Genomic DNA, 18414 nt, shown 5'->3' with positions numbered 1-18414 from the left:
CGATCGTGCATGAACTGCGGGCCGACGGTGCGCGGACCTGGGTCCGTGGAACCGACCGGCGGGCCGCCGCGTCGGACAGGGATGCGCCTGCCCTCACTCCTCACGCCGGCCGTGGCCGGGCTGCTGGCTCTCCCGCTGCTGTCCCTGACCGCGTGCGCCACCGGAGGTGACCCGGGAACGGGCGAGTCGTCCCCGGGGGCCCGCCGCCCGCCACGGGCCTCTCGTCGACCACCGGGCCACCGGAGACACCCGCCGCGTCGACCACCCCGGTCGCACCGTCGGGGCGATCGTCCGGGCCGCCGCTGTCGAGCGTGCCGCCGCCCAGCATCGGCACCTCGGTCAAACCGCCCCGCACGCCGACCGACAACCGCCCCGCGAACGTCGTCGCCGGGCGGATCATCCGCGGCGGCTCCGGCCCCTGCTACGGCCTGCTGACCGACGACGGGGTGGAGTACGCCCTGCACGGTCCCGGCGCCGGGGAACTGGCGACCGGCGCGGTGGTCGCCCTGAAGGTCACCGCCCCGCTCACCGACGTGGACTGTGGGCCCGGCATCGCCAAGAGCATCGTCACGGACTGATCAGGATCGCCCCCGCAGACAGGCCAGGTGCCTCGACGGGTCCGGCGGTGGCCGGGCCCGGGGGCCTAGGCTGTCGACATGACCGAGCAGCGTGGCGGGGCCGTCGACGAGTCCTGCGTCCTCACCGAGGGGCCGTGGACGCACCGGTTCGTCGGCGCCAACGGCAGCCGGTTCCACGTGGTCGAGGCGGGCACCGGCCCCATGGTGCTGTTCCTGCACGGCTTCCCCGAGCACTGGTGGGCGTGGCACGAGATGCTGCCGGCGGTCGCGGACGCCGGGTTCCGGGCCGTCGCCGTCGACCTGCGCGGCTACGGCGCCAGCGACAAGCCACCCCGGGGGTACGACGGCTACACGCTCGCCGCCGACGTCGCCGGCCTGATCCGTGGCCTGGGGGAACGCTCGGCGACGGTGGTGGGCACCGGCGCGGGCGGCATGATCGCCTGGACGGTGGCCTCGTTCCACCCGTCCCTGGTGCGCCGGCTGGTGGTGCTGGGCGCACCGCATCCGCTGCGGCTGCGCGCCGCCATCTTCGCCGACCCGCGTGGGCAGTTCACCGCCTCGACGCCGACCCTGAAGTTCCAGCTGCCCCGGTACGAGCACGTGCTGACCCGGGACGACGGGGCAGCGGTGGAGGAGATCCTGCGCCGCTGGGGCGGGTCACGCTGGGTGACGGGACCCGACTTCGCCGCGTACGCGCAGTGTTGCCGGCAGGCCATGCGGATCCCCCAGGCCGCCTTCTGCGCGCTGGAGGGCTACCGGTGGGCGTTCCGGTCGGTGCTGCGGCTGCACGGGTACCGCTTCGTCCGGCTCATGCAGAAGCCGCTGGTCACGCCGACCCTGCAACTGCACGGCTCGGACGATCTGGCCTCGCTGCCCCGCACCGCCCAGGGGTCCGGTCGGTACGTCACGGCGCCGTACGAGTGGCGGCTGCTCGACGGGGTGGGGCACTTCCCGCACGTCGAGGCCTCGGAACTGGTGCTCGGGGAGATCCTGCGCTGGACGAAGTCGTGACTCAGACGCGCTGTTCGCGCAGGTCCGTCACCTGGGCGGCGGGGGCCCAGCCCTGGTAGACCCCGAAGTCGAAGACCTCCAACCTCATCGCCTGGGCGACCGGCCAGCGACCGCCGGTGTACTCGACCCGCAGCCAGCCGTCATGCTCGGCGAGCACCACGAACGGCTGCCCCTGCCAGGTGCAGGTGGTCCGCACGTACGCGAGGTCGTCGACCTCGTCCACCGGCACCACCCGCACGTGCCGTCCGGGATGCACCTCGGTGAAGCCGTCACCCGGTTCGGGCTGGTACAGCCGCACGTCGTCGCCGTCGGGGCTGGCCTGGTACTCCCGCCCCTGCCAGCGGGCCACGTAGCCGTCGCGGATCATGACGCACCGACCTGACGCCAGGTCAACGCGTCGGTGTCCAGCGTGGCGACGAGCCGCTCACTGCCGTCCGCGCCGATCCGCCACAGCTGGGCACCGTGCGGCAGGCGGGCGCTGTCCACCTTGAACTCGGCCACCACGTCGCTGCTCTCGCCCGGCGCGAAGCCGTTGCCCCGGAACGGGGGACGCTCGATGACCCAGCCCTCCATCGCCCGCATGGCCGGTTCGTTCTGCCCGCCGTAGGGGATGCGGTACAGGCTGGGCCGGTACGCCGGCCACCGCAGCACGTACACCTCCTCGGCGGCTCTGTCGAAGGGCGAGTCGGGGTGGCCCAGGCCGAGAGCGTCGTACAACTCCGCCGGGGTGCTCAGGTGGGCCAGCTCGCCGGCCCGGTGCACGAAACCGGAGACCCGGTCGTAGCCGCGTTCCAGGTAGTACGCGAGTTGGCTGGGGGCCACCGCCTTCTGCATGACGACCGGCCGGGCCGGGTCGATGGCCGGTGGCGTGGTGCGCGCCCGGCTCGCCGGTTCGGGCTCCGTGGCGGGTGGCTCGGGCTCACCCCCGGCGTCGTCGCCCAGCCCCACCTCGGCCGCCCAGTTGGCCAGCCCCACGATCTGCTCACCGGGCAGCTTCGCCCCCACCGGGGTGCCCGGGTTCACCGCGAACGACCATGCCTCGTCCGGCCAGCGGCGGATCAGCTGCACGAAGCGCACGAGGACCGTCTCGACGCCGGTCACGGTATGGTCGGCCAGGCGTTCCGGGGAGGTGTACACCACCACGAACGTCTCGCCGTCGGTCTGCTCGGTACGCCAGACGAATCCGGGCTCCCCGGGACGGCTGCCGGGGGCGGAGGCAGCCGCGACCGGCAGCAGCACCCGCGCCAGCAGCAGCGTGGACAGGAACGTGTCGGTGCTGCCGGCGTCGGCAGCCGAGAGCAGGTCCTCCTCGACCTCGTTGGCCGGTACGAACCCGACCGTCGAGGCAGTCGCGGCACCGGCCGAACCCGTGTGGATCGGCTCCGTCGCTGCGTCCCCGGCCGAACCCGCGAAGATCGGCTCCGTCGCAGCCTCCCCGGCCGAACCCGCGACGATCGGCTCCGTCAGTGCGTCGGACCCGGACTCCGCCGGACCCGCCGGAATCGGCTCCGTCGGTGTGGCATCGGACCGCCCGTGCTCCATCGTCACGGTCGGCTCGTCGGACCGCCCGTGCTCCATCGTCACGGTCGGCTCGTCGGACTGTGCGGCAGGCGGGTGATCCGCGACGGGCGTACCGGGAGAACCGGCCGAGGTCGCCGCCCTGTCCGACACCGCCCCCTCCGCCCGCGCCGGACGGACCGGCTCGAACAGGGACGCTGTCGTGGGGGGATCGACCCGTGCGGAGTTGGTCGGCTCGAACAGCGAGGTGGCTGGGCTTTCCGGCTCCTGGGCCACGCGCTCCGGGTTCGCCTGACCCGAGCTGACGTGTTCCGGGGGCCCCTGCCCGCTGACCGGTCGGGTCGCGGCGGGATCGTCGACACCGTTCGGCGAACCGAGGTCGTGGGTCACCCCGGCGGCGTCGGCGGCGGGCGCGAGGTCGGGAGGGGTGACGGCGGGGGCGGACCGCCGGGGCGTCCACAGGTCGGGCGCGGGTCGCGCGGGCGGCTGCTCGACGGGGTCGCCATCCCCTGCCGGTCGACCCGGATAGGGGGCGGGCGCGGCCTGCCCGGACGTGGCGGACGCGTCACGGGCCTCGACGAGGGTGCCCTCGATGACGATCGGGGTGAACCCGCGCCGCGGGGCGGGGGGCGCGGAAACCGGCTCGGCGACGCTCTCGGGCTGGTCGTCGGACGGCGGGGGCGTCGGCCGGCGGCGCGGCAGGGTCTGCGTCACGTCGGTGTCCGGGCCCGCCTGCGGCCCTGCGTCGGGGGCGGGCCATGCCCGCCCGGCCACGGAGGGCACGCGGAACGGAACCGTGTTCTCCTCCGCGGGTGGCCCCGGCGACCGGACGGCGTCGGCGCCGGGGGTGGGAAGGGCCACGGTGGCCTCGCCGCCCGTCGAGGCGGGGAACGCGTGCGTGGGCGTCTCCGGCACCGGCTCGCCCGACGGCCGGCGACGCGGGAACGGCTGGCTTCCGGAGGCGAACCGGCCGGGCGGCACGGCGCGGCCACCGGGGCGTCCCCCGTCCCCTCGGTGCCCCCGGGCGGACGCCGGCTCGAAGAAGGACCGCTGGCCGGTGTCGGCCTGCCGCCTGTTGGCCCGTGGATCGGGATGCTCCGGCGGGGGCCAGCCGGGATCGGGCCGGCCCGTTCGGGTGGGCCGGCCGTTCGCGGCCTCGCGGGGGTCGCCGCGACCGACGCTGGACGGCGACGCGGAGTCGGCCCCCCAACCGGACGGCGACGCGGAGTCGGCCCCCCAGGTGGACGGGGCCCCGGCGTCGGGTTCCCGACCGGGCGGCGGCGAAACGGCAGGTGGCGGCACGGACCGACCGGCAGCGGGGCTACGCGGCGACGGCGGTGCCGGCTCGGACACCTCGGCCCGGGGCGGTACGGGGGCTGCCGGTGTCGCGTCCGGCCGGGCCACACCGCGCGGAGCCTCCGGGCGGGCGGTCGGGGCCGGGCCGGGCCGCCCCGGGCCGGTCACGTTGTCGCGGGCCCGGGCCAGCGCCTCGACCCGCTCCAACCGGGCGCGGGCACCCATCGTGCGGCCGGGTAGCCGCACGTCGCCACGGGACAACTGGGCGACGTACCAGGCGGGCAGGTAGCCCTCGACCGGCAGGCCGGGATTCACAGCCAGCCACCACTCGTGGTTGGGCCAGCTGTCCGCGAGTTCGAGGTAGCTGGCACGGCGGCTGGCTCCGGCATGCTCACCGAGACAGGCCCGCATGGCCTCGACGGAGGTGAACGCGAGCACGTGGGTCCGGCCGGCGGTCGTCCAGGTTCCCCAGCCCGTCGGGGCCTGACCGGCGGCCGACTCGGGGGACACCGGTAGCAGCAGGTGCGTGCGGGCCAGGATGCGGAAGTAGAGCTGCTGGTCGTTGGCGTGCAGCGCGTCGCGCATCGCCGCCTCGGCCTCGGTGGCCGGCTCCCATTCGGTCACGGCCACTTCCCTCCCGTGCGCAGGCCATAGGTATCGCGTACAACCTACAAGGTGGTAGCAAGATCACAATTGCAGGCCGGTGGCGGCGCGTCCGCTCCGCGCTGAGGCGATAACATCCCGTTCCGGAGTCGACACGATACGGAGGCGGTCGATGTCCCGGATCCCCGTACGGCCCGCCCTGGCCGGCGTGGCGGCGGTGCTGCTGAGCGCCCTGACCACGCTGTCCGGGCCGGTGCCCGTCGCGCGGGCCGCGCCGGGCTGCGCGTCGCCTCTCGCCCCCGCCCGGCCGGTCACGGCCACCCCCTGGCCGCAGTACCGGTACGCCCCGGAGCGGCTGGCCCCGCTGACGGACGGCTCGGGGGTGACGGTGGCGGTGGTCGACTCGGGCGTGGATCCGCGTCACCCACAGCTGGCCGGCCGGGTGCTCGCCGGCACCGATCTGCTCGATCCGAACGGGGACGGTCGCCGCGACTGTGTCGGGCACGGCACCGGGGTGGCCAGCATCATCGCGGCGACGCCACGCGACGGGGTCGCGTTCCGGGGGCTCGCCCCCGGGGTGCGCATCCTGCCCGTACGGGTCAGCGAACAGCAGGTGGTCGACGGCCGCGAGTCGGGGCGCACGGTCGACGCCGCCGACTTCGCCCGGGCCGTCCGCTGGGCGGTGGACCGGGACGCGGACGTGCTCAACCTGTCGGTCGTGCTGTACGCCGACGACCCGGCCGTCCGGGCCGCCGTCGCCCACGCGCTCGCCCGGGACGTGGTGGTCGTGGCCGCCGCCGGCAATTTGCACGGCAGCGGGGATCCGCGCCCGTATCCGGCCGCCTACGACGGGGTGCTCGGCGTGGGGGCGATATCCGCTGACGGTTCCCGGGCCGACTTCTCCCAGACCGGGACGTACGTCGACCTCGTCGCGCCCGGCAGCGACGTGGTCGTGTGCGCGCCCGGTCAGGGTCACCACCGCGCGGAGGGCACGAGCTACGCGGCACCGTTCGTCGCGGCGACGGCGGCGCTGCTGCGGGGGTACCGGCCGGAGCTGACCGCCGCCGAGGTGACCCGCCGGCTGGTGTCCACCGCCGATCCGGCGCCCGACGGCGGCTACGGCGCGGGGGTGCTCAACCCGTACCGGGCGGTCACCGAGTCGCCGGCCACCAGGCTGGACCGGGCCCGACCGGCCGCCGGCATCGGCGACGACCGGGTCGACCCGGCGGTGCTCGCCCAGCGGGCGCGGCGGGCCGCCGCCCGGGACCGGGCGTTCGTGGTGGCGGGCGTCGGAGTGACGGTGGTGGCCGCCGCAGGCGCGCTGGCCCTGCTGGCTCCCCGCGGCAGTCGACGGCGTTGGCGGCCCGCCGACCCGGCCTGACCCGGACGCAGAGCCGGCCTGACCCGGGCGCAGAGCCGGCCCGACCCGGACGCCGACCGCCCGTGGTGGCGTGTCGGGCACACGCCACCACGGGCGACACCTACTGGAACAGGCCGACGTTCTTCTTCTCGGTGTCGAGGTAGTCGGTGGCGGAGTCGCCCACCGCGAGCTTGATGTCGCGCAGCATCGCCTGCAGGTCCTGGGAGGCGTTGCGCCACCGGGCCTGCCGCTGTTCGTAGGCGGCCTGGGCGTCGCCGGTCCAGGTGGCCACGAGCGGAGCGGCGTCGCGCTCCAGCTGACCGAGCTGCGAGTCGAGCGTGTTCATCGCCCGTTGGATGTCCGCGCTGGCCTGTTGCAGCGCGGCGAAGTTCACGACCAGCACATGGTCCATCGGTGTGTCTTCCTCTCCTGCGGTCAGAGCGGCAGCTGGATGCCGCCGCGGTTGGTGGCGGACACGCGGGAGGCCGCCTCGCTGTCCGAGACGTCGTACTGCTGGCCGGCGGTGCGGATGGCGCCCGCGGTCTCCCGCAGGGACTGCTGCAACGCCGACTGGTCCTGTGCCCACTGCCGCTTGACCTGGTCGAATGACCGGCCGCCCGCGCCGCGCCAGGCCTGTTGCAGCACCTCCAGCTGGGCCATCAGGCCGCTCAGCATGGACTGCAACGACTGGTCCACCTGCTCGAACTTCGCGGCGGTCTGCTGCATCACCGCGGCTTCTGCCTGGGTCTGGGACACCCCGGATGCCACCTCGTCTCCTCGGTCTGGCTGGCCGTCGACGCATCCACCCGCCGGACGCGCCGCTCGCGTGAGCGCCCGGACGCCGGATCTGCACGGCACGGTCAGCGGAACTCGTCGCTGACGGTAGCGACCCGACCGCAGTTCTGCTACCCCGCCGCGCTCCCCTGTGGACAACGGCCGGTCGACCTGGCCCCTACGATGGGCGGCACGGAAACCGCGGCGGGTGACCGGCCGAGGAGGTGTGGTGACGACGACCAGCCCTGCGGCCCCGCGGGTGGGGGCACCGACCGGGCAGCACCCGCCCACCGCCGTCGACCCGCCCGCCACCGACGCGTCCGCCGTCGGCCCGGAGTCCGGTCGGTCCGGCGTCCCCGTCCGGCGGCCGGCGGCGCACCCGTTGCGCGGTGGCCGTCGCATCCGGGCCGGGCAGGTCGTCGTCGCACAGGTCGCGGTGGCCCTGATGCTGGCCGCGTCGGGGCGGGGCCCGTTCGCGGTCGCCGGCGCGGCGCTGCTGGCGGTGCTGCTGCTCCCGGTCGCCTGGTGCCGGTTCCGGGGCCGCTGGGGGTACGAGTGGCTGCGCACCGCCCTGAGCTACCTGACCCGCCGCCGCACGCTGCCGCCCGGGGCCGACCCGGCCGCGCTGCTCGGTCTGGTCGACGCGGGAGCCGTCGTCGGCTCGACCGAGCTGGCCGGCGGTGCCGCCGCTGTCCTCGACGACCCGGCTGGCCTGGTGGCCATGCTGGAGATCGGCGATCCCAACGATCTGCTCGGCGACACCGCGCACGTGCTGCCCGCCCCGGCGGCATTGCTGCCCGGTGCCGGCGCGGACGGCCCACCGGTGCGCGTCCAGCTGCTGCTCTGCGGGTTCGCGGCACCGACGGTCGCCGCCGGCAGCGGCGCGGCGGGCACCTCGTACCGGCAACTGACCGACGGGCGGCTGGTCGGCGGGGAGCGGGCCGTGCTCGCCGTCCGGGTGCTGCGGGCGGACGGCTGGTCGGACGAGGCGCTGCGGCGGGCCCTGGCCGGCACTGTACGCCGGATCGTACGCAGGCTGGGCACCGTTCCGGCCCGGCCGCTGGGTGAGCAGCCGGCGCTGCGGTTGCTGGGCGAGCTGGCACACCACGACGGGCAGCCCGTGCGGGAGTCCTGGCCGGCGGTGCGCTCCGGCGGCCTGTTGCAGACCACGTTCCGACTCCGGCGGTGGCCGGATCCGCGTACCGAGGCGGGGCGACAGCTGGTGCCCCGGATGCTGGGCCTGCCGGCGACCGCGACCACGGTGTCGCTGTGCGCCGGGCCGGCCGGCGGCGATCCGTCGGCGGCGCCGGCCGGGCTCGTCGTGCGGCTGAGCGCCACCACCCCGGCGGAGCTGGCGACGGCCACCCGGGCGCTGCGGCGGCTGGTGGACGCGGCCGGTGGCGCGGTGGACCGCCTCGACGGCGCGCACCTGACCGGGCTGGCCGGCACCCTGCCGCTCGCGCTGCCGGGCGAGCCGGTGCCGGGTCGGGTCGCGCTGGAGCTGCCGTTCGGCGCGGCCGGGCTGATGGTGGGTGCCAACCGGCACGGCGGCGCGGTCGCCGTGCGGCTGTTCCGGCCGGAGAACACCCGGGTGATGCTGGTCGGCGGGGTGCGTGCCGCGCAGCTGGTGGCGCTGCGGGCGATGGCCCTCGGCGCGCAGGTGGTCGTGCGCACCACCCGGCCACGGGACTGGGAACCGTTCGTGCGGGGCGTGGGCCTGCCCGGCACCACGATCCCGCTGCTGCCGCCCGGCCGACCGGTGGCCGGGCCCGCCACGCCACTGTGCCCGCTGCTGCTGGTGGACGACGTCGGTCCGGCGGCGGCGGAAACCGTCGCGGACGCGCCGTGGCGGACGACCCTGCTGCTGCGCGACGAGCTGACCCCCGGGGACGCGGACGCGCTGGGCCGGGCCGACCTGGTGGTGCTGCAACCGCTGGACCGGGCGGAGGCGGCGGTGGCCGGCGCGGCGCTGGGGCTCGGTTCCTCCGCCGAGTGGCTGACCCGGATCCGGGACGGCATGGTGGCGGTGGTGAACCGGCGTGCGCTGCGGTGGGCGTTGCTCTCCCCCACCCCGATCGAGTCGCAGCTGATCGGTCACCCGTCCCGGCACTGACCGCGTCACCGCGGCCACGGTCCCGTGGGTGCCCGCCGGGTGCGCCGGGCCCGTGCCTTCCCCCTTTGCGCCGGCCGACGGGGTATGCCGGGCCCGTGCCTTCCCCCGGTGCCTCGGCCGACGGGTTCCGCCGGGTGCCCCGGCGTGGCACGATCCCCGCCATGGGTTTTGTCAAGGGACTGCTGATCCGGCTGGGCGCGACGGCGCTGGCCTTCTGGTTGGCCACGCTGCTCATCCCGGGCATCACGTTGGACGCGGCCTCGACCACGGAGACGGTCACCACGGTGCTCCTCGTCGCGGTCATCTTCGGCGTGGTCAACGCGGTGCTCCAACCGATCATCAAGACCGTCGGCTGCGGCTTCTACCTGCTGACCCTCGGGCTGATCGCGCTGGTGGTCAACGGTTTGCTGTTCCTGCTCACCGCCTGGATCGCCGACCAGGCCGGGCTGCCGTTCGACGTGGAAGGTTTCTGGCCCGCCGCGGTGCTCGGCGCGCTCTTCGTCAGTGTGGTCACCTGGATCCTCGGCGCGATCCTCGACCGCGACTGAACCGCCCCGGGCCGGGTTCACCCCCGGACGGCCACACGTCCCCCGCCGTCCGCGTCCGGCGACCAGATGCCGGGGATCGGCCGACCAGCGGGGCCGGCGGACGGGCTAACGTCGCCAGGGTGTCCGACCTGACCCGTGACGACGGCTACCTGATCAGCACCGACCCGGCGCGTCTCGACCTGGATCTGGTGCACCACTGGCTCTCCACCGACGCGTACTGGGCGTTGGGGCGGGACCGGGAGACGGTGCGGCGGGCATTCGCCGGGTCGGTGCCCTTCGGGGTCTACCGGCCCGGCGACGGGCGGCAGGTCGCCGTGGCCCGGGTGGTCACCGACGGGGCGACCTTCGCCTGGCTCTGCGACGTCTACGTCGACCGCGCCGAGCGGGGTCGGGGGCTGGGCAGCTGGCTCGCGGGCACGGTCCGCGACCACCTGGCCGCCCTGGGCGTACGCCGGATCGTGCTGGCCACCAACGACGCGCACGGGTTGTATGCGAAGGTCGGGTTCACTCCGGTACGGGCCGACCGCTGGATGGAGCTGGACCGGCGGCCGGTGAACCCGGTCACCGGCAAGGAGCCGAGCGACCGTTCGCCCCTTACGGTGGAGGCGTGACGCCGCTCCGCCTCGGATACCTCTTCGGCCTCGGTGCGTACCTGCTGTGGGGGTTCTTCCCGCTCTACTTCAAGCTGCTGCGCCCGGCCTCCCCACCGGAGATCCTCGCCCACCGGATCGTCTGGTCCCTGGCCTTCGTCGCGCTGCTGCTCGCCGCCCTGCGCAACGTGGGCTTCCTCAGGGCCCTGGCACGCCGCCGCTCCGCCCTGGCTGGCATCGGGGCCGCCGCCACGCTGATCGCCGTGAACTGGGGCACCTACATCTACGGGGTCAACTCCGACCGGGTGGTGGAGACGGCACTGGGCTACTTCGTCAACCCCCTCGTCGTGGTGCTGCTCGGGGTGGTCGTGCTGCGGGAGCGGCTGCGCCCGGCGCAGTGGGCGGCGCTGGCCGTGGGCGGGCTCGCCGTCGTGGTGCTGACCGTCGACTACGGTCGGCCGCCCTGGCTGGCGCTGACCCTGGCGGTGAGCTTCGGCGGCTACGGGCTGGTGAAGAAGCGGCTCGGGCTGCCCGCCGCCGAAGGGCTGTTCGTCGAGTCGGCGGTGCTGGCGCTGCCCGCACTGGCATACCTGGGCTGGCTGTCCGCGGCCGGTGACGCCACCTTCGGCCGGGTCTCCGCGGGGCACACCGCGCTGCTGGTGCTGGCCGGCGCGGCCACCGCGATCCCCCTGCTGCTGTTCGCCGGGGCCGCCAACCGGCTGCCGCTGACGGCCCTGGGCATGCTCCAGTACGTCGCCCCGATCATCCAGCTCGGCTGCGGGGTGCTGATCTTCCACGAGCCGATGCCCCCGGCCCGGCTGGCCGGCTTCGCCCTGGTCTGGTTGGCCCTGATCGTCTTCACCGTCGACGCCCTCCGCCACACCCGCCGCCGCCATCCGCACCCGCCGGTCGCCGCCGTACCCGCCGCCATCCGATGAGCGGACGCGCGCAGGCGTGCGGTGCGGTGCGCAGTCACCCATGAGCGACGGCCGACGTGGGCGCCTCAGCGGACGTCGTAGGCGAGCACCGGGGTGCCGTCGGCGCGGACCAGTTCCAGGCGGACCAGGTCGGCGGCCGTGAACCGCGTCGCGCCGGTGATCCGCAGGTCGTCGCCGGGGGCGGCGAGCCACGAGCCGATCTGCTCCGTCGCGCCGTCCGCGCCCCGGGCCACGAGCCGGAACGCGTACGCCTTCTGGTAGCCAGTGCGGGCGTCGTACCCGCAGCGCATGGTGATCTCGGTGCCCCAGTCGCGGCCGGTCAGGCCGATCTCGGCGTGCACCGGCACCGACCCGGCCACCGGCTCCATCTCCACCATCCGCACCTGCGCCACGGGCGGCGGCGCGGGCGACCGCTGTCCGGGCAGGACCGTCGCCAGCCCCACGCCCACCACCAGGGTGACGGTGGCGGCGGCCAGGGCGCTGACCGCGTACCGCAGGCGGGTGGCCGACCGCTCGCGGCGCCGGCGCTCGCGGGCGGTGCCGAGCAGCTCGGGCACCCGCGGGTTCTCCGGCAGGGGCAGGAACTGCTCCAGGGTGGCCGGGTCGAGGCGACCCAGCAGGCCGGGCAGCACGGCGATCTCGGACACCGCCTGCTGGCAGGTGGGACAGGAGGCCAGGTGCCGTTCGTAGGCGGCCCGTTCGGCGGGGGCCAGGGCGCCCAGCACGTACGCGCCGTCGTCGTGTGCGAACTCGCAGCGGGTCATCCGGTCACCCCCATCTCGGCCAGGACCAACCGTAGTGAGCGCAGTGCGTAGTGGGTGCGGGACTTCACCGTGCCCGGGGGCACCCCCAGGCGCGAGGCCGCCTCGGCGACCGAACGCCCCTGGTAGAAGCACTCCACCAGGACGTCCCGGTGGGAGGGGCTCAGGCGGCTCAGGGCCTCGGCGACGGTCCACGCCTCGACCGCGCGTTCCGTCTCGTCGACGACCTCCGGCGGTTCGGGCAGCTCGTCGGTGTAGACCTCGCCGACCCTCGTCGAGCGGCGTCGCCAGGCATCGATGGCCAGGTTGCGCGCGGTGGTGAACAGCCAGGCCCGCACCGAGCCCCGACGCGGGTCGAGCGACTCGGGGTGCCGCCAGGCCCGCAGGAGGGTCTCCTGCACCAGGTCCTCGGCGCGCTGCCGGTCGCCGTCGACCAGCCGCAGGGCGTGGGCGTACAGCGCCTCCGCGTGCTCGTCGTGCAGGGCGCGGAGCAGGTGGGCGTCGTCGTCGGTGATGGCGGTCTCCTCGCTCTCGGCCGCAGCCGGCGGGGCGGTACGCAGGGACATACGTGCCGTCACGACGAACGGTTCAGCCGCAGGTCACCGGGGCACTCTCGGCAAAGGTGTTCACGCCTGGTTCACATCGACGCCGACGCGCGCTCACCGTGCACTCCTAGCGTCCGGCGGGTACGCACGCCGGTGAGCTGGTCCGGCGTGCACCGACCCCCCTCTCCTGGAGGCTCCTGCACATGAGCGACCGTCCCCGGCTGCTCCCGCTGCTCGGCACCACACGCCACGGCAGCCGTGACGCCATGACCTGTCTCTACCGCTGCGGCAACGCCTGCGACCACCCGGTTCCGAACACCTCCGACAACGCGTACTTCGGTGACGTGGTCAACGCCGAGGTCACCCGCCGGGGCGTGGTCCGCGCCGGCGCGGTCGGCGCGATGGTGCTGGGCTTCGGCGGTGCCGCAGCCGGCGCGCTGGCCGGTGCCGCGCCCGCCGCAGCCGCCCCGGCGACCCCGGTCGCTCCCGAGGCCGCCCGCCGCGCACCGGGCCGCCCGGACGTCGGCACCGGTGCCCTCGACTTCAAGCCCATCCCCCCGAACACCCTCGACACGTTCGTGGTGCCGAACGGCTACGACCACGCCGTCGTCATCCGGTGGGGCGACCCGGTGCTGCCCGGTGCCCCCGAGTTCGACCTGCACGGGCAGAGCGCCGCCGCGCAGTCGAAGCAGTTCGGCTACAACAACGACTTCGTCGCCGCGCTGCCGTTGGACCGCCAGGGCAGGCGAGGGCTGCTCGTGGTGAACCACGAGTACACCAACGAGGACCTGATGTTCCCCGGCTACACCACGCCGGACGCGATGACCGTCGAGCAGCTACGGGTGGCCATGGCCGCGCACGGCATGTCGGTCGTGGAGATCGAGCGGGTCGGCGGCACCGGGCAGTGGCGGCCGGTCGAGCGGGGCCGCCGGCCGTACAACCGGCGGGTCACCGCGCACACCACGAAGTTCGAACTGACCGGCCCGGCCGCCGGATCGGCGTGGTTGCGGACGGCCGCCGACCCACGCGGCAGGGTGGTCGTCGGCACGCTGAACAACTGCGCGGGCGGCGTCACCCCGTGGGGCACGGTGCTCTCCGGCGAGGAGAACTTCAACCAGTACTTCGTCGGTGGCGACGCCGCGCCGGCCGAGCTGAAGCCCCGGCTGGCCCGCTACGGCATCAACACCACGGCCCGGTACCCGGGCGGCAGCCGCAAGTGGGAACGCGCCGACGAGCGGTTCGACCTGGCGAAGCACCCCAACGAGGCGCACCGGTTCGGCTGGATCGTCGAGATCGACCCGTACGACCCGGACAGCCGGCCGCGCAAGCACACCGCGATGGGCCGGTTCAAGCACGAGGGCGCCAACGTGCACGTCGCGCGGGACGGGCACGTCGTGGCGTACATGGGCGACGACGAGCGGTTCGACTACCTCTACAAGTTCGTCTCCGACAAGAAGTTCATGAAGGGCAACTCCTGGATCGCCCGCAGGCACAACCTGACCCTGCTGGAGTCCGGCACCCTGTACGTCGCCCAGTTCGACCAGACCAGCGCCGACGAGATCGACGGCTCGGGCAAACTGCCCTCCGACGGCGCGTTCGACGGCCGGGGCCGGTGGATCAAGCTGGTCCGGGGCAACCGGTCGTACGTGGACGGGATGACCGCCGACGAGGTGCTGGTCTTCACCCGCCTCGCCGCCGACAAGGTCGGCGCGACCAAGATGGACCGGCCGGAGGAGGTCGAGGTCAGCCCGGCCACGGGCAAGGTGTACGTGGCGCTGACCAACAACAGCAGCCGGGGCACCGGCAGCAACCCGAAGCCGGACGAGATGAACCCGCGTACCGCGAACCGGCACGGCCAGATCGCGGAGCTGGTCGAGGACCGGGGGGACAACACCGCCGAGACCTTCACCTGGTCGCTGCCGATCGTCTGCGGCGACCCGGCCGACCCGTCGACCTACTACGCCGGGTACGACAAGTCGAAGGTCTCCCCCATCTCCTGCCCGGACAACCTGATGTTCGACGCCACCGGCAACCTGTGGATCTCGACCGACGGCAACGCCCTGGGCAGCAACGACGGTCTCTTCGCCACGGCGATCGAGGGGCCGGAGAAGGGCCACCTGAAGCAGTTCCTCACCGTGCCGGTCGGCGCGGAGACCTGCGGGCCGTTCGTCACCGACGACAACCGTTCGCTGTTCGTGGCCGTGCAGCACCCCGGTGAGCTGACCGGCGCCACCGTCGAGAACCCGGCGTCGACCTGGCCGGACGGCGACTACGCCAAGCCGGGCGTGGTGGTCACCTGGCGTCTGGACGGCGGCCCGATCGGTAGCTGACCCCCCTCCGGCGGCCCCCCACCCCCGGCCGCCACCGCGAGGCCCCCTCCCCGCCTGGGAGGGGGCCTCGTCGCATGGGGAGGGGCTCGGCGCATGGGCGACATCCGTCGGTGACCCCGGCCGGTCAGGTGTCGGCGGCGATGCCGTCGGCGATGGCCCGGGCGGCCGTCAGCAGCTTGGCGCGGACCACCCGGGCGGAGGTCATCATCTCGCTGGCCGGCAGGGCGCAGGCCAGCACGACCCGGCGCTCCATGTCCTTGTCGGGGGCCACCAGCACGGCGGCGCAGGCCACGCCCTGACGGAACTGGCCCAGTTCCATCTGCATGCCGCGCCGGTCCCCGGCGGCCAGGTCGGCCTCGAACGCCTCCGGGGTGGTCAGCGTGGCGTTGGTGAAGGGACGCATGCCGTACTCGCGCAGGTAGCGGTGGCGCTGCTCGACGGTGAGGGTGGCGAGCAGCGCCTTGCCCAGGGCGGTCGCGTGGGCGCCCTCGTCGAAGCCGGGGACGACCTCCTCCAGGTACGGGGAGCGGTGCCCCTCGGCGACCGCGGTGACCGCCACCTGGCCGCCGACGAACCGGCCCAGGTAGTGGCTCCAGCCCGTCTCCACGGCGGCCCGCCGCAGCGCCTCACCGACGGCCGGCGCGCCCCGGAAGGCGGTGACCAGCTCGCGGTAGCGGTCGGCGATCTCCAGGCCGACGATGTACGTGCCGTCCTCCCGGCGGATCACGTAGCCCTCATAGGCCAGGGTGCGCACCAGGTGGTAGGTCGTCGCCACGGTGAGCTCGCAGCGCCGGGCGATCTGCTTGACGGTCAGGCCGCGCGGGGCACGGCCGACCGCCTCGAGCACTCGTAGCGCGCGGGACACACTCCGGATGAGGTCCGAAGGCTCCGCCAAGGGGTCGCGCACAACCACCTCCGACGCCGGGGACTTACACCATATGAAAAACCAGCTCGCCGCGAAATGCCTGCTCGGGTAGATCGGGCAGATCACCATCCACGGATCGTCTATCCGACAGATACTCTGCGTGAGTCGAGGGCGGCTCACGTAGGTTGGCCACACCATGACCGACATCGCCGTGCCGCCCACCTCGGGCGTCACCCTCCGGCCGGTCCGGGCCGGCCTCCACGCCGTCGTCGTGACCATCGCCTGTGTACTGCCGGTCTTCCTGGTGGGCGGGCTGGCCGTGCAGCTGGGCGACGAACTCCGCTTCTCCCCCGCCGGCCTGGGCCTGGCCGTGTCCCTCCACTTCGGCGTGGGGGCACTCGCCTCGGTGCCGTCGGGCCGGCTCGCCGAGCGCTACGGGGCGGCGGTCGTCGCCCGCGCCGGCATCCTGCTGTCCGCCGGCTGCCTGCTCGCCGTGGCGACCCTGGCTCGCTCCTACCCGGTGCTGGTCGGCCTGCTGGCGCTCAGCGGCGTCGCGAACGCGCTGGGACAGTTGGCCAGCAACGCCGCGCTGGCCCGGCACGTGCCACCCCGACGGCAGGGGCTGTCGTTCGGTGTCAAGCAGGCCGCCATCCCGCTGTCGACGTTGCTGGCCGGCGCGGCGGTGCCCACGGTCGCGCTGACCGTCGGCTGGCGTTGGGCGTTCGTGGCGGCGGCGGGGGTCGCCCTGGCCGCGCTGGCCGCCGTGCCCGCGCGGGAGCCCCGACCCGGCCGTCGCGCGCCCGCCCGCCCCGGAGGCGCCACGGCCGCCCTGGTGGTGGTCGGGATGGCGGCCACGCTCGCGGCGGCGGCGGCGAACGCGCTGGGCACCTTCCTGGTCGACTCCTCCGCCGGGCGAGGGCTGTCACCGGGGCTCGCCGGATTGACCCTGACCCTCGGCAGCGCGGTCTGCGTCGCCGGCCGGATAGGCGTGGGCTGGTTCGCCGACCGCCGGGCGGGCGGTCACGTCGCCGTGATCGCCGGAATGCTGGTGATCGGCTCGGCCGGGCTGGGTCTGCTCGCGGCAGCCGGCTCCGGGCCGCTGGTGGCGGGGGTGGTGCTCGGCTTCGGCCTCGGCTGGGCCTGGCCGGGGTTGATGAACTTCGCGGTGGTCCGGCTGCACCCGCAGGCGCCGGCCGCCGCCACCTCGATCACCCAGACCGGGGTGTACGCGGGCGGCTGCCTCGGCCCGCTGGCCTTCGGCGCCCTCGCCGCGGCGGCGGGCTACCCGGCGATGTGGCTGAGCGCGGCGGGCGCGATGCTCACCGCCGCCGCCCTCATGCTCACCGCCAGCCGGCTGCTCACTCCCGCCGCGGCAGCCGGCCCTGCCCGGTGACCCGGGCGGAGCGCGCCACGCGAGCCGGTGTGCTCCTCGTCCGCGCGGGCGGGTGAGACAGCCGGGTCAGCTGGTGCGGTCGGCGATGTGGTCGCAAAGGGACTCGAGCGCCCGGCGGGCCGGGCCCGGCGGCAGCGGAGCGAGTTGGGCGCGGGCATCCTCGGCGTAGCTGCGGACCGTCTCCCTGGCCCGCTTCAGCGCCGGCGACTCCCGCAGCAGGCCGAGGGCCTCGGCGTGCAGGTCGTCGTCGGTCAGCGCCCCGGTCGCCAGGATCTCGCGCAGCCGCACCGAGGCCGCGTCGGAGTCGTCGGAGGCCAGGGCGTAGAGCACCGGCAGGGTGGGGACACCCTCGCGCAGGTCGGTGCCGGGGGTCTTGCCTGACTGCCCCGACTCGCTGGCGATGTCGAGCAGGTCGTCGGAGAGCTGGAAGGCCATCCCGATCGTCTCGCCGTAACCGGCGAGGGCCTCGGTGTGCTCGGCGGACGCCCCGCCGAACATGCCGCCGAACCGGGCCGAGGTGGCGATCAGCGAGCCGGTCTTCTCGGCGATCACGCCAAGGTAGTGCGCCACCGGGTCCTCGGACCGGGGACCGACGGTCTCCGCGATCTGCCCGTGCACCAGTCGCGCGAAGGTGCGGGCCTGGAGGCGTACCGCCTCGGGCCCCAGGTCCGCGGCGATGTCCGCGGCGCGGGCGAAGAGGTAGTCGCCGACCAGGATGGCGACCGAGTTGGTCCAGCGGGAGTTGGCGCTGGGCGCCCCCCGCCGCACGGCGGCCTCGTCCATGACGTCATCGTGGTAGAGGGTCGCCAGGTGGGTGAGCTCCATCACGACCGCCGCCGGCACCACCTGCGCGGCGGCCGGATCGCCGAACTGGGCCCCCAACGCCACCAGGAGGGGACGGAACCGCTTGCCGCCGGCCTCCACCAGGTGTCGGGACGCCTCGGCGACGAGCGGGTCGGCGCTGTCGACGCTGGACCGCAGATCGGCCTCGACGCTCTCCAGCACTCCCAGCACGGACGCCTCGACGCCGGGGTCGGCGAGATGCAGGCCGAGCGCGCCGAAGTGCCTCATGCCCTCCCGGTCCCGGCGCTCGCCGGAGCCGGTGGCACCTGAACGCTCGCCAGCCGGATTACCCACGCCCTCAACCATGCCACACCTCCTCGACCTGCCTGGGCGGGGGATACGCGGAAG

General features: G+C 74.7%; 17 protein-coding genes. 9 read left to right on the top strand and 8 right to left on the bottom strand.

The features are described from left to right. Window positions 1–311: 311 nt before the first annotated feature. Together GA0070616_RS14325 and GA0070616_RS14320 are read left to right on the top strand one after the other, a co-directional pair. Window positions 312–578 carry a hypothetical protein gene (locus GA0070616_RS14325; RefSeq protein ID WP_175440077.1) on the top strand — a complete coding sequence of 89 codons (267 nt, stop codon included), beginning with the start codon at window positions 312–314 and terminating at the stop codon, window positions 576–578. A gap of 78 nt (window positions 579–656) precedes the next feature. Continuing rightward, window positions 657–1589 (top strand): alpha/beta fold hydrolase, encoded by a 933-nt coding sequence (locus GA0070616_RS14320; protein ID WP_091082041.1) that lies wholly within the window; start codon window positions 657–659, stop codon window positions 1587–1589. 1 nt (window position 1590) lies between these two features. Here the strand turns inward: GA0070616_RS14320 and GA0070616_RS14315 are convergent, their stop codons facing one another. Together GA0070616_RS14315 and GA0070616_RS14310 are read right to left on the bottom strand one after the other, a co-directional pair. After that, a complete protein-coding gene (locus GA0070616_RS14315; RefSeq protein WP_091082038.1) occupies window positions 1591–1956 on the bottom strand; it encodes a hypothetical protein in 366 nt (121 codons plus the stop codon). Continuing rightward, window positions 1953–5027 carry an SseB family protein gene (locus GA0070616_RS14310; RefSeq protein WP_091090751.1) on the bottom strand — a complete coding sequence of 1025 codons (3075 nt, stop codon included), beginning with the start codon at window positions 5025–5027 and terminating at the stop codon, window positions 1953–1955. Before GA0070616_RS14310 ends, GA0070616_RS14315 begins: the two co-directional genes overlap by 4 nt. A gap of 151 nt (window positions 5028–5178) precedes the next feature. Between GA0070616_RS14310 and mycP the strand changes: the two genes are divergently transcribed. After that, window positions 5179–6387 carry a type VII secretion-associated serine protease mycosin gene (gene mycP / locus GA0070616_RS14305; protein ID WP_091082035.1) on the top strand — a complete coding sequence of 403 codons (1209 nt, stop codon included), beginning with the start codon at window positions 5179–5181 and terminating at the stop codon, window positions 6385–6387. A 100-nt stretch (window positions 6388–6487) separates the two neighbouring features. On the opposite strand, the gene GA0070616_RS14300 is transcribed toward mycP, so the two are convergent. Both GA0070616_RS14300 and GA0070616_RS14295 read right to left on the bottom strand, forming a co-directional pair. Continuing rightward, entirely contained in the window at window positions 6488–6778 is a 291-nt protein-coding gene (locus GA0070616_RS14300) for a WXG100 family type VII secretion target (protein WP_091082032.1), read from the bottom strand. A gap of 23 nt (window positions 6779–6801) precedes the next feature. Then, a complete protein-coding gene (locus GA0070616_RS14295) occupies window positions 6802–7122 on the bottom strand; it encodes a WXG100 family type VII secretion target (protein ID WP_091082030.1) in 321 nt (106 codons plus the stop codon). 247 nt (window positions 7123–7369) lie between these two features. On the opposite strand from GA0070616_RS14295, the gene eccE reads away from it, so the two are divergent. The 4 genes from eccE (at window position 7370) to rarD (ending at window position 11329) form a co-directional block, all read left to right on the top strand. Continuing rightward, the gene (gene eccE, locus GA0070616_RS14290; RefSeq protein WP_425412943.1) at window positions 7370–9253 is read left to right on the top strand and encodes a type VII secretion protein EccE; all 1884 of its coding nucleotides are present in this window, start codon (window positions 7370–7372) and stop codon (window positions 9251–9253) included. 161 nt (window positions 9254–9414) lie between these two features. Next, window positions 9415–9801: a phage holin family protein gene (locus GA0070616_RS14285; protein WP_091082028.1), complete on the top strand. Its 387-nt coding sequence runs from the start codon at window positions 9415–9417 to the stop codon at window positions 9799–9801. A gap of 119 nt (window positions 9802–9920) precedes the next feature. Further along, entirely contained in the window at window positions 9921–10412 is a 492-nt protein-coding gene (locus tag GA0070616_RS14280) for a GNAT family N-acetyltransferase (protein WP_091082025.1), read from the top strand. Next, complete coding sequence (gene rarD / locus GA0070616_RS14275) at window positions 10409–11329, top strand: EamA family transporter RarD (RefSeq protein WP_091082022.1); 921 nt, start codon at window positions 10409–10411, stop codon at window positions 11327–11329. Before GA0070616_RS14280 ends, rarD begins: the two co-directional genes overlap by 4 nt. A 65-nt stretch (window positions 11330–11394) precedes the next feature. On the opposite strand, the gene GA0070616_RS14270 is transcribed toward rarD, so the two are convergent. Together GA0070616_RS14270 and GA0070616_RS14265 are read right to left on the bottom strand one after the other, a co-directional pair. Continuing rightward, complete coding sequence (locus GA0070616_RS14270) at window positions 11395–12093, bottom strand: zf-HC2 domain-containing protein (protein ID WP_091082019.1); 699 nt, start codon at window positions 12091–12093, stop codon at window positions 11395–11397. Then, window positions 12090–12656: a sigma-70 family RNA polymerase sigma factor gene (locus GA0070616_RS14265; RefSeq protein ID WP_091082016.1), complete on the bottom strand. Its 567-nt coding sequence runs from the start codon at window positions 12654–12656 to the stop codon at window positions 12090–12092. Before GA0070616_RS14265 ends, GA0070616_RS14270 begins: the two co-directional genes overlap by 4 nt. 182 nt (window positions 12657–12838) lie before the next feature. Between GA0070616_RS14265 and GA0070616_RS14260 the strand changes: the two genes are divergently transcribed. Then, complete coding sequence (locus GA0070616_RS14260; protein ID WP_091082013.1) at window positions 12839–14965, top strand: PhoX family protein; 2127 nt, start codon at window positions 12839–12841, stop codon at window positions 14963–14965. Window positions 14966–15089: 124 nt separating this feature from the next. Here the strand turns inward: GA0070616_RS14260 and GA0070616_RS14255 are convergent, their stop codons facing one another. After that, window positions 15090–15872, bottom strand: coding sequence for an IclR family transcriptional regulator (locus tag GA0070616_RS14255; protein ID WP_091082011.1), 783 nt, complete (start codon window positions 15870–15872; stop codon window positions 15090–15092). Window positions 15873–16026: 154 nt separating this feature from the next. On the opposite strand from GA0070616_RS14255, the gene GA0070616_RS14250 reads away from it, so the two are divergent. Continuing rightward, window positions 16027–17223 carry an MFS transporter gene (locus tag GA0070616_RS14250; protein WP_091082007.1) on the top strand — a complete coding sequence of 399 codons (1197 nt, stop codon included), beginning with the start codon at window positions 16027–16029 and terminating at the stop codon, window positions 17221–17223. 66 nt (window positions 17224–17289) lie between these two features. Here GA0070616_RS14250 and GA0070616_RS14245 read toward each other — a convergent pair whose 3' ends face one another. Further along, window positions 17290–18372 carry a polyprenyl synthetase family protein gene (locus GA0070616_RS14245; RefSeq protein ID WP_091082003.1) on the bottom strand — a complete coding sequence of 361 codons (1083 nt, stop codon included), beginning with the start codon at window positions 18370–18372 and terminating at the stop codon, window positions 17290–17292. Window positions 18373–18414 lie beyond the last annotated feature (42 nt).

Origin of the sequence: Micromonospora nigra, from assembly GCF_900091585.1 — a bacterium.
GTDB lineage: Bacteria > Actinomycetota > Actinomycetes > Mycobacteriales > Micromonosporaceae > Micromonospora > Micromonospora nigra.
The sequence above is the reverse complement of the archived record's forward strand: the minus strand, read 5'-3'. Positions and strand labels throughout refer to the sequence as shown.